The organism is Nonomuraea sp. NPDC050227, from assembly GCF_044459705.1.
Classification (GTDB): Bacteria; Actinomycetota; Actinomycetes; order Streptosporangiales; family Streptosporangiaceae; genus Nonomuraea.
Genome location: NZ_JBITJF010000006.1, coordinates 404,112 through 419,483, shown reverse-complemented (window position 1 = coordinate 419,483; position 15,372 = coordinate 404,112). Strand labels below are relative to the sequence as shown.

The 15,372-nt window shown below is 67.2% G+C and carries 14 protein-coding genes and 1 tRNA gene; 10 read left to right on the top strand and 5 right to left on the bottom strand.

Annotated elements, in window-relative coordinates:
- Positions 1-71: 71 nt before the first annotated feature.
- From ACIBK9_RS25495 to ACIBK9_RS25460, 8 genes are all read left to right on the top strand, one after another.
- Complete coding sequence (locus ACIBK9_RS25495) at positions 72-293, top strand: hypothetical protein (protein ID WP_397161553.1); 222 nt, start codon at positions 72-74, stop codon at positions 291-293.
- Positions 294-389: 96 nt separating this feature from the next.
- Positions 390-1,313, top strand: coding sequence for a bifunctional DNA primase/polymerase (locus ACIBK9_RS25490; protein ID WP_397161552.1), 924 nt, complete (start codon positions 390-392; stop codon positions 1,311-1,313).
- Positions 1,310-2,647 (top strand): hypothetical protein, encoded by a 1,338-nt coding sequence (locus ACIBK9_RS25485; RefSeq protein ID WP_397161551.1) that lies wholly within the window; start codon positions 1,310-1,312, stop codon positions 2,645-2,647. The genes ACIBK9_RS25490 and ACIBK9_RS25485 overlap by 4 nt, the downstream gene beginning before the upstream one ends.
- A gap of 208 nt (positions 2,648-2,855) precedes the next feature.
- Positions 2,856-3,053, top strand: coding sequence for a helix-turn-helix transcriptional regulator (locus ACIBK9_RS25480; protein WP_397034421.1), 198 nt, complete (start codon positions 2,856-2,858; stop codon positions 3,051-3,053).
- Positions 3,053-4,465 (top strand): tyrosine-type recombinase/integrase, encoded by a 1,413-nt coding sequence (locus ACIBK9_RS25475; protein WP_397161550.1) that lies wholly within the window; start codon positions 3,053-3,055, stop codon positions 4,463-4,465. The genes ACIBK9_RS25480 and ACIBK9_RS25475 overlap by 1 nt, the downstream gene beginning before the upstream one ends.
- A 687-nt stretch (positions 4,466-5,152) precedes the next feature.
- Entirely contained in the window at positions 5,153-6,262 is a 1,110-nt protein-coding gene (locus ACIBK9_RS25470) for a hypothetical protein (RefSeq protein WP_397161549.1), read from the top strand.
- A gap of 90 nt (positions 6,263-6,352) precedes the next feature.
- Entirely contained in the window at positions 6,353-7,345 is a 993-nt protein-coding gene (locus ACIBK9_RS25465; RefSeq protein ID WP_397161548.1) for a hypothetical protein, read from the top strand.
- 30 nt (positions 7,346-7,375) lie between these two features.
- Positions 7,376-8,071, top strand: coding sequence for a hypothetical protein (locus ACIBK9_RS25460; protein WP_397161547.1), 696 nt, complete (start codon positions 7,376-7,378; stop codon positions 8,069-8,071).
- A 206-nt stretch (positions 8,072-8,277) separates the two neighbouring features.
- On the opposite strand, the gene ACIBK9_RS25455 is transcribed toward ACIBK9_RS25460, so the two are convergent.
- Positions 8,278-8,353 (bottom strand) — tRNA-Arg (locus tag ACIBK9_RS25455).
- A 1,742-nt stretch (positions 8,354-10,095) separates the two neighbouring features.
- Here ACIBK9_RS25455 and ACIBK9_RS25450 point away from each other — a divergent pair.
- Positions 10,096-11,109: a D-alanyl-D-alanine carboxypeptidase family protein gene (locus tag ACIBK9_RS25450; RefSeq protein ID WP_352366392.1), complete on the top strand. Its 1,014-nt coding sequence runs from the start codon at positions 10,096-10,098 to the stop codon at positions 11,107-11,109.
- On the opposite strand, the gene mscL is transcribed toward ACIBK9_RS25450, so the two are convergent.
- Genes mscL through ACIBK9_RS25435 form a run of 3 tightly spaced genes read right to left on the bottom strand, consistent with a single transcriptional unit; the run spans position 11,106 to position 12,925 of the window.
- Positions 11,106-11,504: a large conductance mechanosensitive channel protein MscL gene (gene mscL / locus ACIBK9_RS25445; protein ID WP_397161546.1), complete on the bottom strand. Its 399-nt coding sequence runs from the start codon at positions 11,502-11,504 to the stop codon at positions 11,106-11,108. The genes ACIBK9_RS25450 and mscL overlap by 4 nt on opposite strands.
- A gap of 33 nt (positions 11,505-11,537) precedes the next feature.
- Positions 11,538-12,119, bottom strand: a complete 582-nt coding sequence (locus tag ACIBK9_RS25440) for a Flp pilus assembly protein CpaB (RefSeq protein ID WP_397161545.1) — start codon at positions 12,117-12,119, stop codon at positions 11,538-11,540.
- Positions 12,116-12,925, bottom strand: a complete 810-nt coding sequence (locus ACIBK9_RS25435) for an S-methyl-5'-thioadenosine phosphorylase (RefSeq protein WP_397161544.1) — start codon at positions 12,923-12,925, stop codon at positions 12,116-12,118. Before ACIBK9_RS25435 ends, ACIBK9_RS25440 begins: the two co-directional genes overlap by 4 nt.
- A gap of 132 nt (positions 12,926-13,057) precedes the next feature.
- On the opposite strand from ACIBK9_RS25435, the gene ACIBK9_RS25430 reads away from it, so the two are divergent.
- The gene (locus ACIBK9_RS25430; protein ID WP_397161543.1) at positions 13,058-15,025 is read left to right on the top strand and encodes an MFS transporter; all 1,968 of its coding nucleotides are present in this window, start codon (positions 13,058-13,060) and stop codon (positions 15,023-15,025) included.
- A gap of 31 nt (positions 15,026-15,056) precedes the next feature.
- Here the strand turns inward: ACIBK9_RS25430 and ACIBK9_RS25425 are convergent, their stop codons facing one another.
- Positions 15,057-15,362 carry an FmdB family zinc ribbon protein gene (locus tag ACIBK9_RS25425; protein ID WP_352366385.1) on the bottom strand — a complete coding sequence of 102 codons (306 nt, stop codon included), beginning with the start codon at positions 15,360-15,362 and terminating at the stop codon, positions 15,057-15,059.
- Positions 15,363-15,372 lie beyond the last annotated feature (10 nt).

Genomic DNA, 15,372 nt, shown 5'->3' with positions numbered 1-15,372 from the left:
CGCCCTGGCCAGGCCGTTAGCACGCTAGCGGTCCTCCTCGACTACGCCGAAAACCGGCCCAGGAGGCTGTCGTGTACCTCGCCCTGCTCGTCGCTATCACCACGATCACCAGCACGGTCTGTTACGCCGCGAAGTGCTACGTGAGCCCGTTCGGCCGCTGCCGCAAGTGCCAGGGAAAGGGCCGCTTCCCGCAGCGTCGAGGCATCCGCTGCTGCCGCCGCTGCGACGCCACCGGCCTTCGCCTGCGTCTCGGCCGCCACGTCTGGAACTACGTCCGCCACCTGCACCACTGAGAGCGGCCCCGGCGCACAGCCACCAAGCACGACGCCGGGGCCATGCCCCAACCGGTCACCGGCCCCGCGGGGCCGACTCAAGGAGCAACCACCAGCATGACACCTCATCCGCCCCGCCAGACGCGGTCCTACGCCCTGGCCGCCGCCGCCCGAGGTTGGCACGTCTTCCCGCTCACGCCGGGGGACAAGGTGCCGCTCAAGGGTTGGAAGTGGAAGGAACACCACACGACCGACGCCGACACCATCAGCCGCTTCTGGACCGGCACCGCGTACAACATCGGCATCGCCACCGGCCCGTCGAACCTGGTCGTCATCGACCTGGACACCCCGAAGAACGGCGAACAGCCCCCGCCGCCCTGGAACCGACCCGGCGTCAACGACGGGGCGGACGTCCTGGCCCTGCTGTGCGAGCAGGCCGGCCAACCGCTACCCCTGGAGACGTTCCAGGTCCGAACCCGGCGCGGCGGCACCCATCTGTACTTCACCGCACCCGAAGGGCTGACACTCGGCAACACCTCCGGCGCCAAGGGGCAAGGACTGGGCTGGCTGATCGACATCCGCGCCAGCGGCGGCTACGTCGTCGCACCAGGCAGCTACGTCGACCTCCCGGACGGCACCGGAACCTACGACACCATCCACACCGCCGAGCCCGCACCGCTGCCGTCCTGGCTGGCAGAGCGGCTGGCCCGCACCGACCAAGGGCGCCAGCCAGTCCACGTCTCGGTCCATGACGTCCTGGCCGCCCTCGGCAACCAGTCCACGGGCTACGCGATGGCCGCACTCCACAACGAGCTGCAGCACGTCCTCGACGCCGGGCCGGGAACCCGCAACCACACCCTGAACGCCGCCGCCTTCGCCCTCGGCCAGCTCGTCGCCACGGGCCTGCTGCCGCACCGCCTGACCGAGGACGCCCTGCACACCGCCGCCCAGGCCACCGGCCTGTCCCCCCGAGAGGCCGCCGCCACCATCCGCTCCGGCCTGACCGCCGGAGCACGCCAGCCACGCCGGGGGATCGCATGACCAACCCACTCGACGCCAACACCATCCTGGAGAACCTTGACGCCCATGCCACCGTCACCCGCCTGCATCGCGACCAGTCCGGCGACCTGACCCTCGGCCTGCCGGTCCCGCCGCTGGCCGCCGACCCTGCCATGTTCTACGGGCTGCCGGGGGAGCTGGTGCAGGCCGCCGACCCGTCAACCGAGGCCGACCCGGTCGGCGTCCTGGTCTCCGCGCTGTCCGCCTGCGGTGCGGTCATCGGACCCGGCCCGTACGTCCAGATCGGCAACACCCGCCACCCGCTCCTGATCTGGCCGCTGCTGTTCGGCCGCACCGGCTCGGGCCGCAAGGGCCAGGCCACCGACACCGCCGAAATCTTCCTGCACCACGCCGGCATCGGCTACGGCGACCTCTGTGTCACCGGCCTGTCCTCCGGTGAAGGGCTGATCGAGCGCATCCGCGACCCCGACAGCCCGGACGACCCCGGCGGCACGATGGACAAGCGCCTGTCGGTCACCGAGCCGGAATTCTCCACCGTCATGGCCCGCGCCAAGCGCGAGGGCTCCACGCTCGGCACGATGCTCCGCCAGGCATGGGACGGCCGGACGCTCGCCGTACTGACCCGCAACGCCTACCGGGCCTCGAACCCGCACATCGCGATCATCGGGCACATCACGCCCAAAGAGTTCCGCATGCGCCTGGCCGAGGCGGACATGGCCGGCGGCTCCTACAACCGCTTCCTGCCCGTCTACGTCGAGCGCTCCAAGCGCCTGCCCATCCCGGAAGGAGTTGCACCCGACCTGCTGGCCAGCCTCAGCGCTCGGCTCCACGACGCCGTCAAGGCCGCCCGCCAGATCAAGCGCATCGCCCTCGACGAGGACGCCCGCGCCTACTGGTCCGCCGAGCTGTACGAGGAGTTCACCGCCGCCGACGACGAAGACCACGCCTGGACCGAGTTCACCCGCCGCTCGGCCCCGTACTGCCTGCGCATCGCCGCCCTGTACGCCGCCCTCGACGCCCGCGCCCACATCACCACCACCGACCTGGGAGCCGCCGCCGCCCTGGTCCGCTACTCGATCGCCTCAGCCCTGTTCGTCCTGGACAAGCAGATGCGCGACCCGAAGATCGACCGCATCCGCCGCGCCCTTGACCAGGCCGCCGGCACCGGCCTGACCCGCTCGGAGATCAGCGCCCTGTTCTCCCGCAACGTGCCCAAACAGACCCTCGACGAGCTCCTGGCCAGCCTGACGGCCACCGGCCAGTACGAGACCTTCACCACGCCCACGGGCGGCCGCCCATCCGTCCGCTACCGCCGCACCAGCCCCGACGAACAAAGAAGAAACAAGACCTCATGACCTACACAGCCCAGCACGCCGCAGCGACAACGCCTTCACAGAAGGACAGCCCTTTCTTCGTCTGCCACGAACGAAGCCGATCACCACCATCCCGGCTCCATCACGTACCGCCCGTTCTTTCTTCTTCCTTCGTCCTGATCAACTCCCGGCCCACAGCCACCAAGCACGGGGCCGAACACCCAACCACCTGATCCGCAAGGAGCCGCACTTGGCCACCGGCACCACCCAGCGAGGCATGCTCACCCTCGCCGACCTCTGCACCGAACTCCAGATCTCCCGCTCGACCTTCTACGACTGGCGAGCCAAGGGCCGCGCCCCGCGCTGCCTCAAGCTGCCCAACGGCGACCTTCGCATCCGCCGTGCCGACCTGGACCGCTGGCTCGCCACGATGGAGGACGCCGCCTGATGAAGGACCTCACCTACAACGTCCGCGTCTACGCCATCGAGACCCGCAGGAACAAGGAAAGCAAAGTCACCTCCTACCGCGTGGCCTGGCAGACCACTACGAAGACCTGGAAGCGATCGTTCAAGCTCGCTGCCCAGGCCGAGACCTTCCGTGGTGCCCTGCTCACCGCCGCCCGCAGCGGCGAAGGCTTCAGCACCCTCACTGGCGAACCCGTCTCCTGGGCCCGCACCGACCGCCCCGAGATGAGCTGGTACGACTTCGCCTGCAAGTTCGCCGACATGAAATGGAAGAACGCCGCCGCCAAGTACCGCCAGGACATCGCCCGCGCCCTCACCGCCGCCACACCCGCCATGTACACCACCACCCGCGGCAAGCCAGACGACCGCGCACTGCGCTCAGCCATGCACCGCTGGGGCTTCAACACCAAGCAACGCCAGCAAGCACCCGACGAGGCCGCGGACGCGTTGCGCTGGCTGGCCGACAACACCAAGCCCATCTCGGCACTCATCGACGACGCCGGCCTCGTCCGCGACCTGCTGGAGTCCGCAACGTCCCTACTCGATGGCACGCGCGCCGCTCCCAGCACCGTCCGCAAGCATCGCATGCTGCTGTCCAACGCCCTCGACTACGCCGTGGAACTCAAGCTCCTGCCCGCCAACCCACTCAAGACGCTCAAGTGGAAGCCGCCGGCCAACGCCTACGAGGTGGACCGGCGCAGCGTCGTCAACCACACCCAGGCCAAGGCGCTGCTCGCGGCCGTGGCCGCACAGAAGCCGAGTGGCGAACGTCTCGCGGCGTTCTTCGCCCTCATGTACTACGCCGCCCTGCGCCCGGAGGAGGCCGTCAACCTACGCCGAGACAACGTCACCCTTCCGCCTCTCCGAGAGGACGCGGAGACCGGTGAGATGGAGGAGCCGGCCAACGCCTGGGGAGAGCTGCACCTCGTCAAGGCCGCGCCGTACGCCGGTCGGGACTGGACGGACAGCGGCAAGGCGCGAGAGGAACGTGCGCTCAAACACCGCGCTGTCGGCCACAGCCGTACGGTGCCCATCCCGCCACCTCTGGTGCGGATCCTGCGAGCCCATCTCGCAACGTTCGACCAGGGGCCGCAGGGCCGCCTGTTCTACGGCGTCAAGGTGAGCGAACTGCCGTTCATCACCTACCGCCGCGCCTGGAAGGCAGCCCGGAAGAAGGCCCTGACAGAGAAAGAGTTCGCCTCACCACTGGCCGCCCGCCCGTACGACCTCCGCCACGCTTGCGTCTCCACCTGGCTCAACGCCGGAGCCCCCGCACCCCAGGTAGCCGAATGGGCCGGACACAGCGTCGATGTGCTCCTACGCATCTATGCCAAATGCATCGTCGGCCAGGACGAAGCGGCCAAAAGGAGGATCGCCGACGCTCTCGGTGAGTAGGCGGGGGAGCCTGGTCAGTCGATCGGATCTTCCTGGGGCTACTCATGCGAACCGATAGCCAGAAGTGATCGTCTAGAAACCATCAGCTCGTGAAATCGGGGGTGACGATGTCCAACCTTCCGCCGTCCGCCTTCATTCGCAGGACTCCATCGCGGCCTCGCCGCAGTTGGCGGGGACTGTGGCTGGCTCTCGCGTTCACCGGAACCCTGGGTTTTGGATGCGGTCTAGGATTCTCTGTCGGGCAAGCAGGCCAACGGCCTCACCAACTGCCAGCACTCCAGGTGGCCGCCATGTCATTGCAGGAGGGGAGAGGCGTCCCAACCTCTCCCACTCCTCGCCCTGTTAGCCCTACTCCCTCTGTCCTGCGAACGGAAGCTACGTCCCAGCGGGTCGCCCGTCGGTCGGCTGAACGCAGGGTGCATACGACGGTTGGTAAGGGCCGCAAACGCCACCAGGGACATGTTCGGTCCAGGGCGAAGAGCAGGCATCACAAGCTGCATCGCCATCCCTGCGGGCGCTTTGCAGGCATCAGAGCGCGAGTGTGCAGAAGCCTCTTCATCGTCCGTCGGTGAACGGCGATGTGAAGCGGCCTGGTCCGGTTGAAGGAACCGTGCGGGGGCCCCGGCTCTGCGACGCATCTCATCAAAAGGACCTCACTGCGGGATGCTCGTCCATAAAATGCCGAGCATGGATAACGCTTCCGAAGCCAACTCATCGCAACTGGGACTCCTGGACCTATCTGTCGATCTTTCGGTGCCAGAAGTCTACGCTGGCACAGACTTCACCCTGTATTTACACGTTAACAATCCCTTCGGGCAGCGGCTGTGGATCCGCTCTGTCGAGCTGAGCCTGCCGACACAGCTAAGGTGGCGACCGGTGACGCGCGAGGCAAGGCCCGAACATTCCTCACCTGCCATCGACAAGATCGAGGACCGAATGCGCTACAGGTCCGAGACGATTTCAAAGCTGGAAAACCAAATTTCAGGTCTACCGGAAGATGATACCCAAAGAGGTGCCCTGCAAAGGAAAGTCCACGACCTTCAGATGCAGCAGCAGGTAGACAGGGATGCGCTCAAAGCCATGCGTGGCGGTATCTTTGTAGCTATTTCGGGTAACGCCCAACTTCTCTTGGAGGAGTCTGTGGCAAAAAATATGAACCTCGACATGTCTGACGGATCGGTGGTGACCGTTCGCAATGCAACAGTAGGTTATGATGATGTCGAGCGAGTACCGCTGCGTGGCACACTGCCCGAGGGTGCAGCTTTAGAGCCAGGATGCACAGACGTGTGGACAATCAGGCTCGGCAGCAACAGGAGCCCTTTCTTCATCCCAGCTCAATATCGACTCCAGTTGACCGTCATATATACCTTGAATCCCCTCATAAAATCGAACTCTGCGGAGCCTGCCTCTATTCCGCTATTCTCCAATACGACGACAGTGATTGTGCCGGTTAAAGCGGCATTGTGGAGCATTATACTGGGAGGTGTTCTAGGGGGCGCGATCGGCAGCATTGGCAGATCGCTGCAGAACGGCAAAACGCTGGATCTCCTTGTCGGCAACCAGTTGGGGGCGAGCGTCGGAAGCCTGCTACTCTCGCTAATTCTCAGCGGCGCCGCCATAATTTTCTCAGCTCGAAAATCCGATGCGCAGACATTCGTTACGGTCGAAGATTTCTGGGGAGGAATTTTAATTGGATTCCTCATTGGTTATTCAGGAACCGCAGCATTCGACGAGTTCACCAAGACGGGCGAAGAATCACGACTGGGTAGTTTATCCTCGGCAACAGCCACAGCGTGATCGCGAGTCCGGCGTTTGCCTGAAGATGTAGAGAACCTCTGGCAGGCAGGTGGATCAACACAATCAACACCGTCACCACCGAGGGCTCGGATGCTTTTCTATCGTGCTGCCGCCAACTTGTCGCGCTCGACGCTGACCTATGTGGCCGGAATCATCCGCCTCCCCAAACGGCACGATCATCTTGGACCTCCGGCTCCTTGCCGGGCAGCACCTACGCCTGACCGCCGCCCGCATCGGGGGCATCCCCGCGCGCTGGAGCGAGCCGGCGTCCTGATCCTGGCCGACAAGGGCTGCCAAGGCGTCGAAGACCCGATAGCCACGCCATACCTATGGCAAGTCAGGGAGGTGGATGTGAAAGAAGCGTGGAAGGTGCCGGACGACTTCTGGTTACTCCAGCGACAGATCCGCTTGCTTCGAACTCTGTACATGACGATCGAAGGTGAGCCGGAGCAAAAAGGGGCCAGAGGTCACCGCTTAGCTGTTGCCTTCCAGCAGCAGGTTGTTGACCACATGGTCGCTGCCAGGCGGCGACCCTTCACGGGGCCGGTCGCGCTAGACCTGTATTTCGAGACCACGCGTAAGAATCCGCCCGCGATTCACCGTGTCGCCAAGAACGTTCTTGACCTTCTCGGCCGTTCCAACTCGCCCGTCCTTCCCCGCCGACGTAGCGTGCTCTACCGGGACGACCGGCAGGTCAAATACCTGTACGTGCATCTGGATCAGGCGTGGAACCGTGACGAGTCGTGGGCCGAGCTGACGGCACCGTCAGACCTTCCCGATCCGTGGGCCGCTGTCGCCCCCGGGCTCGGAGAGGTAGGCGAGCTGATGTCTACGACCGTGCCAGCCAGGCGGTCAGCCGGCGGCGCTTCACACACCGGTGGTGGGCGCGCCGGGCGGACGAGACTTGTCGCGCGGCCGGGCCGCGACGTCGTCGCCGACCTGACGATGGCCAACCGGCTCCGGTTCACCGATGACGAGGATGACGAGTCCAGCCCGTTTGAAGCGCCGGACCTCCCTGACGACTTCGACGACGACTGGGGTGTTCGCGGGCGTCATGATAGTGACGCCGAGTTATGGGAGTAGATCGAACAGTCGGGTCGGTTCTACTGGCTGATGCGGTTTCAGGAGGCTGTTCTCGCGCAGATCGATTCGGGTTTTTTCAGCGGGTTATGCATGTACTTCGACGGCATCTCCCAGTCGGTGCCGCCGCATAGTCCCGAGCCGTATCGCAGTCGATTCGGTGACCTTCTTCGCGATAGCCGCACCATGAGCCGCCAACAGCTCTTGGCGCACCCCTTGACGCTGAGGCTGCCAGGGCTGCCACGTAACAGCCGCGAAGGTGAAACGTTCAAGCTGGCTCTCCGTGAGCGCATGGAGGGTTTCAGGACGCGATATCCGATGTTCCGCTTCCTCTCGGTTCCCGTTCCCGTGAAGATAACCTTCCTGGTTGTTCCGCCGGAGCAGGGCAAGGACCTCGACAACATCGCGCTGACGGCGTTGCCGATCGCGCATGAAGTGCTGCGTCCGCACATCGAGCCGCATTTGCTGGCACCTCAGCCTCCCGGTGAAAACCCTGAACCGTGGCTGGCGGAAGCGCTGCACCGGTTGAGGTCACTCAACGCGAACAGCGTCGCTGCCTACCAGGTGATCGAACTCCCGCGGATACCGCAGGACCCGCCTGAGGGTGTCCTGCGTCTTGCGCTCGGCCCTGTGTCGTACAGCAGCTGGTGGGACCAGGCGGCCAGTTACGTGGACAAACGAATCGCTGCTGCCGATGACGTGACGGACTGGGACATGCGTCGCTGGTAGGTCCTGCTGAGGGGCGCGGCCATGCGGCAAGCCCTGCCTCGCACGTCATCAAGGCGCCTCGCATCGAGAATCACGCTGCGTTGTTGGGAAGACATTGGGAAGGATCAGCCGGAGATGATCAGAGACGGCCGGACACCGCCGGACACATGAAGCAGCCCTCGACCGCTGTTTTCACTGGTCAAGGGCGCTTTGCTGCTGGTGGAACCTGGTGCCCCCGGCAGGATTCGAACCTGCGGCACCCGCTTTAGGAGAGCGGTGCTCTATCCCCTGAGCTACGGAGGCGGACTCTCGTAAGCCTAGCGAAAGTTGGGCAGTGCGTGGGCCGCCGGGCCGGGGTCAGTTTGGTGAGGTTGGTTATGGGTGCTCTGAGCTGCGGTAAAGGCATGGCAAGCGGTCGGATTCCGGTGCTTCGTGCGTGGCTAGCTTCTGCCTGTGACCAGGAGGCGATCCACGCAAGCTCGTAGGCGGCCCGTTGTGTTGTTCGGGGCGTTGCTGGCGCCGGCGATTCTTGCCGGCGGACTGTTGGCGGGGGAGATGCGGGGGTTCGAGGGAGTTGGTGCGCCGGTGGGGATGGAGGAGCGGAGGGCGGTGCGGTTGGCGTTCGAGCCCGTGTGGATGCCCGCGCCTGCTCATCCTGATCGGCGGTACGAAGGGGTGATTCCGGCGCCTGTGCGGAAGGTCGCCGAGGTGTCTGAGGCGTTGGAGGTGCGGTCCTCGGTGCCCGCGCCTGCGCCGGAGCCGGATCCTGTGGTTGAGGAGGAGCCGTACGCGCCTGAGGCTTCGCGGTCCTCGCCTGGGTGTGCGGGGGAGTGGGAGGACACCTGGCTGTGGGACATGTGCCGGGAGCGGGAGCAGGAGGCGGCACAGAATGCCCGCTATGGCTGGTTGTCGGGTTTGTGAAGTTGACGAGGGGCGTTGGTTGAGGAGGGTGTGGTCGCGGGGTGCGCCGGCGCCCCAGGCCGCCGGCCGCCGGCTAGGCCAGTGAACTATCTCCCCGTGTTGCTGTGTCTCGGGGGCGGTTAGGCGCGGGAGTGGCTTGGGGGTTGGTGTTGGTTGCGGTGGGGGTTTCCCGATCAGGGGGCACTGCGCTGCTGGGGCAGGGTACGTCGGCTCGGTGGGCACGCTGGAGGTCGTTGCGTATGGCCTGGTCCCTCTTGGTAGGGGGCATGCGTGCGACTGCGCGGCTGGAGTGAAGGTTCTGAAGCCAAGGGCTGAGGTGAGGTCAGGAATGGCTCGGCGACGTTGCGCAGCTCGTGGAGGACTGTAGGTCGAGTGGCGCAGCTCTTGGGATGACCTCCCGTTGTGCCCAACAGACCGCGACAGACTCGGAGGTCTGGACACGCTGTCGGCGGTGATCTCAGAAGGGACTGGTCGCAAGGGTCTGGTGAGCACCGTTCCCGGAAGAGGACGAGCCGCCGAAGCTCAGAGGGTGGAAGAGTCCGCAAAGGGGGGGCGTCGCGGGTCTTTGTAAGGGGTCGCGGTCCTCGTGACAAGAGACGCCAAAGGCCTCGGAGAGGTGAGAAAGGGTGCCGGTGCCGTAGCGGACGGCGGAGACGAACCACCGCAAGAGAGCCCAGGTGGAGTCGCGGGGGCCATGTCATGCCAGGGCGCCCGGAGGTCTGGGTGTGTGCGGTGCGGCGGTGCAGGAGGGGTGCAACCGTGCATGACAGGCAGGGGTGCGGTTGGTCCGGGTGGCCAGTGTGCGCGCTCTCGCAGCCGTCTTTCGGGGTTGCGCAGTGACAGCGCCTCACGGGCCGCCTGAACACCGACAGAGAGGTCAAGGCGCACTGTTCGGGGGCGAGGGTGGAGGTAGGGATGCGATGCCGCTGGTGGGGAGGGGGAGCCGTACATAGTGCGCTTTTTGTCTCATAGCAGCTCTTCGGAGTTCGGTCCGGACACTCAGGGGGCTGTAGTAACGTGCGTGCCTGACCCGGGTAACGAGTGTGCAAACGGAGGAGTCGAACGTGCCATCCCCTCGATCAGCGGGTCTGATCGCGGTCGTCATGGCGATGGCTTCTCTCTTCGTGCCATCAGCGGTTCAGGCGCAGGCGCGGACCCAGGTGGAGCGGCGGGATCCGAGCAATCTGGCGGAGCTGCGCAAGGAGGCCGAGAAGTCGGCCAAGGAGCTTGAGGACGCCACCAAGGCGCTGGAGAAGCGGCGTGCCACGATCGCGGCGTCCGAGAAGGAGCTCAAGACCAAGCTGAACGGGCTGCAGGATCTGGAGCGCAGGCTCGCGGTGATCCGGCAGCCGGTCTCGCAGCTCGCGGAGCTGCTCTATGAGCAGCCCGTCGGGGCGGACGGCGTGGTGCCGTTCCTGTCGGGGGACGCCGGCGTCGGCACCCTGCGGGCGCTCTCGGACTCGACGGAGATGGTCCGGGTACGGCAGCAGGCCGTGGAGCAGACCAGCACCCTGTACAAGGAGGCCGAGCGGCTGGCCGCCGAGGCTCAGGAGTTGAGGGCGGGCAACCTGCTGGCCGAGGCTCAGATGGCGGCCGAGATCGACACGCTCAGGCAGCGTTCGGACAAGATCGTCAAGTCGCTCACCGCGGCGCTGGTGAAGCTGGGCATCAAGATCGACAAGGTCGGACGGGCGGCGCTGGGCTGCAACCCTCTTCAGGCCGCCACGGCCAACAACTACCCCAACGGGCTCATCCCCAAGAGCATGCTCTGTCCGTTGCAGCAGAAGGGCTTCAGTCTGCGGGCGGACGCCACCATCGCCTTCGTCAGCCTGAACGAGGCCTACCGGAGGCGGTTCGGCAAGGCGATCTGCGTGACGGACGCCTACCGGAGCCTGGCCGAGCAGCAGTCCGTCTACTACCGGCGGCCGGGGTTCGCGGCCGTGCCGGGGCGGAGCAACCACGGTCTCGGGCTGGCTGTGGACCTGTGCGGTGGCGTGGAGCGGTTCCGGTCCACGGAGTTCGTGTGGATGGAGAAGAACTCCAAGAGGTACGGGTGGTTCCATCCCGCCTGGGCCTACAGCAGCCCGTTCGAGCCGTGGCACTGGGAGTACGACCCGAAGATCGACTCGCAGCTCTAGGCGGGCACGACCTCGGCGCTGCAGAAGGCGCAGCGGGAGGCGGCCTTCAGGATCTCCGACAGGCATTCGGGGCAGTCGCGGGTCTTGGCCTCGACCTGGGCCGCCGCGCGCTCCTTGAAATGCGTGTACGGCTTGACGACCAGGAAGTAGATCACCGCCGCGATCATCAGGAACGAGATCACCGCGTTGACGAACTTGCCGTACATGAAGTGGGACGCGCCGACGGTGACCTTCAGCGAGGAGAAGTCGGGCAGGCCGCCGAAGGCCGAGATGAGTGGGGTCAGCAGGTCGGCGACGAACGACTGCACGATCGAGTTGAAGGCCGCCCCGATGACCACCGCGACCGCCAGGTCGAGGACGTTGCCCTGCATGAGGAACTTCTTGAATCCGTTCATGGCCGAGAATCGTAGTCGAACGATTACTCTCAGTTAACTCTTGAAGGTGATGGAGAGGCGGCCCGATGTCTGGGCGCCCGCCAGCTGGGCCGCCTGGTACGGGGTCGCCGCCAGCACCACCAGCGCACCGCCGGTACGGGAGTCGTCGGCGGGACGCGGGATGGTGATCACGCGGACGTCGTCGGCGATGAGCTGGGCCGGCTGACCGCCCTCCCCGGCGGCCAGGACGCCGACGGTCGAGCCGGGGCGGATGAGGGCGACGGCGTCGGGGTCGGCGATGCGGACAGGGGCGGCCACCGTGCCCGGCGGCAGCGGCACGGGATGGAGCAGGCGGGCGTCGGTCAGCGGCTCGCCCCGGCGCATGGGCCCGGCGAGGTAGCGGCCCGCCGCGTACGACCGGATGGCCCCGTCGGGCGGACGGGCGAGCGGCTCCGGACGGAGGTCACCGGGACGCAGCGGGCCAGGGGTTAGGTCGCGGGCGGCGACGAGGACCTCAGGGCCCGCAGCGGGACGGAGAGCGACATAGGCCGACAGGACGCCCACCGCGGCCAGGACCGCCGCGATCGGACGACGCCGCCGGGCCCACGGCCGCAGCCAGGCCGGCTGCCTGCTCACGGCAGCTCGAAGGGCAGCTTGATGCCGTCGAGGGCCGAGCCGCAGGGACACGTGCGGTCGGTGGGCAGGGCCTGGACGGTCTCGGCGATCAGCGTGCGCATGCGGGTGACGTTGCGGGCGAAGAACTCCAGCACCTCGTCGTGGGTCACGCCCTGACCGGCCTCGACCCCGGCGTCGTGGTCGGTCACCAGGGAGAGCGAGGTGTAGCACAGGGCCAGCTCGCGGGCCAGCACCGACTCGGGATAGCCGGTCATGCCCACGATCGACCACCCGTTGGCGGCGAACCACTGGGACTCGGCCCGGCTGGAGAAGCGAGGGCCCTCGATGACCACCAGCGTGCCGCCGTCGACGACGTCGCCCCAGCCGGTGGAGCGGGCCGTGGCCACGGCCGCGGCTCTGCCCGACGGGCAGTAGGGGTCGGCGAAGGACACGTGGACGGCCCCCGAGACGTCGTAGTACGTCTGCGGCCGGCCCGAGGTGCGGTCGACGATCTGGTCGGGCACGACGATGGCGCCGGGGCCGTACTCGGCCCTGAGTGAACCGACGGCGCTGGGGGCGAGCACCTGCGTCACGCCGAGCGAGCGCAGCGCCCACAGGTTTGCGCGGTAGGGGATGCGGTGGGGAGGGAATCGGTGGTCCCGGCCGTGCCGGGGGATGAACGCGACCGAGCGCGAGCCGATGCGGCCGACGGTGACGACGTCGCTGGGCGGCCCGTAGGGGGTGGAGAGCTCGATCTCCTCCGCGTCGTCGAGCAGGGAGTAGAAGCCCGAGCCGCCGAGGACGCCGATGTCTGCGCGAGTGACCATGGCGCCGAGAGTAGCCGGACGGCCGAGGGCGGCGAGAACGCCGAACGCCGTTCTGTGGACAACCGCGCAGGCGCGAGATCACCCCCTGAACGCGGAGCGTACGCACACCAGTACGAAGAGTAGGATCGCCGCATGCGGCAAAAAGGGCTGGGCCTCATCATCCTCGCGCTGATGCTCGGCATGCTGCTGGCCTCCCTCGACCAGACCATAGTCTCCACGGCCCTGCCGACGATCGTGAGCGACCTGGGCGGGCTGGAGCAGCTCTCCTGGGTGGTGACGGGCTACATGCTCGCCTCGACCGTCTCCACGCCGTTGTGGGGCAAACTGGGCGACCAGTACGGCCGCAAAAAGCTCTTCATCGCCGCGATCATCATCTTCCTCCTCGGATCGGCCCTGTGCGGGCTGAGCCGGAACATGGGGGAGCTGATCGGGTTCCGCTCGATCCAGGGGCTGGGCGGCGGCGGGCTCATGGTGCTCGCGCAGGCGATCGTGGGCGACGTGGTCTCGGCCCGCGAACGAGGGCGCTACCAGGGCTTCTTCGGCGCCGTCTTCGCCGTCAGCAGCATCGTGGGGCCGCTGCTCGGCGGGCTGTTCGTCGACCATCTGTCCTGGCACTGGGTGTTCTACGTCAACCTTCCCCTGGGCGCGATCGCCCTGGGCGTGATCGCGGCGGCGCTGCCCGGCGACGACACGCGCACCAGCCATCGCATCGACTACGCCGGGGTGATGCTGCTCGGCGGCGCGACCTCGTGCCTGGTGCTCATCACGACCTGGGGCGGCACGACCTATCCCTGGGCGAGCCCGGTCATCGCCGGCCTGGCGCTGGGGGCGGCGGCGCTGGTCGCGGCGTGGGTGGCCGTCGAGCGGCGGGCCGCCGAGCCGGTGCTGCCGCTGGGGCTGTTCCGGGTGCGGGCGTTCGCGATGTCGTCCGCGGTGGGGTTCGTGGTGGGGTTCGCGATGTTCGGGGCGCTCACGTTCCTGCCGCTGTTCCTGCAGGTCGCGCATGGGGTGAGCCCCACCTTGTCCGGGGTGTACCTGCTGCCGATGATGGCCGGGATGCTCACGATGTCGATCGTCAGCGGGCTGGTGATCTCGAAGACCGGCAGATACCGCTTCCTGCCCATCGCGGGCACGGCCGTGGCGACGGCGGGGCTGTTCCTGCTGTCCGGGCTGAGTGAGCGCAGCAGCCTGCTGACGATGGGCGGCTACCTGCTGGTGCTCGGCGTCGGGCTCGGGATGACCATGCAGGTGCTGGTGATCGTCGTGCAGAACGCCGTCGACTTCAAGGACCTCGGCGTGGCCACCTCGGGGGCGACGTTCTTCCGGTCGATCGGCGGCTCCTTCGGGGTCGCCACGCTGGGGGCGGTCTTCACCGGCGCGCTCAACGGCGACCTGCGGGAGGTGCTGGCCAGGGCCCGGTTGCCGGCGGGGTTCGACCCGTCCAGGATCCAGCGCGACCCGACCGTCATCCAGCGGCTGCCTCCCGCGCTGGCCGGTCAGTTCCTCCATGTGTACGCCGACGCCATCGCCACCGTCTTCCGGGTGGCCGCGCCGGTGATGTTCGGCGCGTTCGCGCTGAGCTGGTTCATCCCGCAGACGCGGCTCAGGGAGACCACCAAGGCGGCGGACCTGGGCGAGGGGCTGGGCGCCACGTCGGCCGAGCGGTCGTCGCTGGAGGAGGTCGAACGGGGGCTCATGCGGCTCGCCGACGCCGACCTGCGCAGGGGTTACTACGAAAGGCTCGGGGCGCTGGCCGGGCTGAGCGGCCTCGCGCCGCCCGGGGTGTGGGTGCTCGCCAGGCTCAACGGCAAGGGCTGGGTCGGCGCGGGCGAACTGGCCGAGTGCGCCAAGGTGAGCAGGGCGCACGGACGGCCCCACGTCGACCGGCTGGTGGACGAGGGGCTGGTGGAACGTTCTGAGGACGGCGAGCGGCTGCGGCTCACGCCGAAGGGGGACCGGGCGGCCCTGGGGCTCGTGCGCTGCTCACGCGAGGGGCTGAGCAGGCTCGTGGCCGACTGGGGGCCCGATCCACAGCTGACGCGGCTCGTCGATCGCATCGCGCCGGAACTGCTCGGCGCGTACGCCGACCGGCCTCGATGAGGCCCCCGCCCATGCGGGCGGGGTGACGCGCCTAGTTGGAAGCCGCGGCGGGCGCCGGCGCCGGGGTGGACGACGACGAGGACGACGCGGACGACGACTCGCTCGACTTGCTCTCGGCCGGCTTCGACGGGGTGGTCGAAGAGGCGGAGGACGTCGAGGACGAGCGGTTGTCGGTGCGGTAGAAGCCCGAACCCTTGAACACGATGCCGACGGCGGAGAACACCTTCCGCAGGTTGCCCTGACAGTTGGGGCACACCGTCAGCGCATCGTCGGTGAACTTCTGCACGACTTCGAGCTGCTCGCCGCAGTCGTTGCAGGCGTACTGGTAGGTCGGCACGCGCTCCTCC

What these genes read in the sequence shown, in the direction of transcription:
- ACIBK9_RS25470 (WP_397161549.1), top strand. Translation starts at nt 5,153, where the DNA reads ATGGATAACGCTTCCGAAGCCAACTCATCGCAACTGGGACTCCTGGAC.
- ACIBK9_RS25465 (WP_397161548.1), top strand. Translation starts at nt 6,353, where the DNA reads ATGCTTTTCTATCGTGCTGCCGCCAACTTGTCGCGCTCGACGCTGACC.
- ACIBK9_RS25460 (WP_397161547.1), top strand. Translation starts at nt 7,376, where the DNA reads ATGCGGTTTCAGGAGGCTGTTCTCGCGCAGATCGATTCGGGTTTTTTC.
- ACIBK9_RS25430 (WP_397161543.1), top strand. Translation starts at nt 13,058, where the DNA reads ATGCGGCAAAAAGGGCTGGGCCTCATCATCCTCGCGCTGATGCTCGGC.
- mscL (WP_397161546.1), bottom strand. Translation starts at nt 11,504, where the DNA reads ATGAACGGATTCAAGAAGTTCCTCATGCAGGGCAACGTCCTCGACCTG.
- ACIBK9_RS25490 (WP_397161552.1), top strand. Translation starts at nt 390, where the DNA reads ATGACACCTCATCCGCCCCGCCAGACGCGGTCCTACGCCCTGGCCGCC.
- ACIBK9_RS25485 (WP_397161551.1), top strand. Translation starts at nt 1,310, where the DNA reads ATGACCAACCCACTCGACGCCAACACCATCCTGGAGAACCTTGACGCC.
- ACIBK9_RS25475 (WP_397161550.1), top strand. Translation starts at nt 3,053, where the DNA reads ATGAAGGACCTCACCTACAACGTCCGCGTCTACGCCATCGAGACCCGC.
- ACIBK9_RS25435 (WP_397161544.1), bottom strand. Translation starts at nt 12,925, where the DNA reads ATGGTCACTCGCGCAGACATCGGCGTCCTCGGCGGCTCGGGCTTCTAC.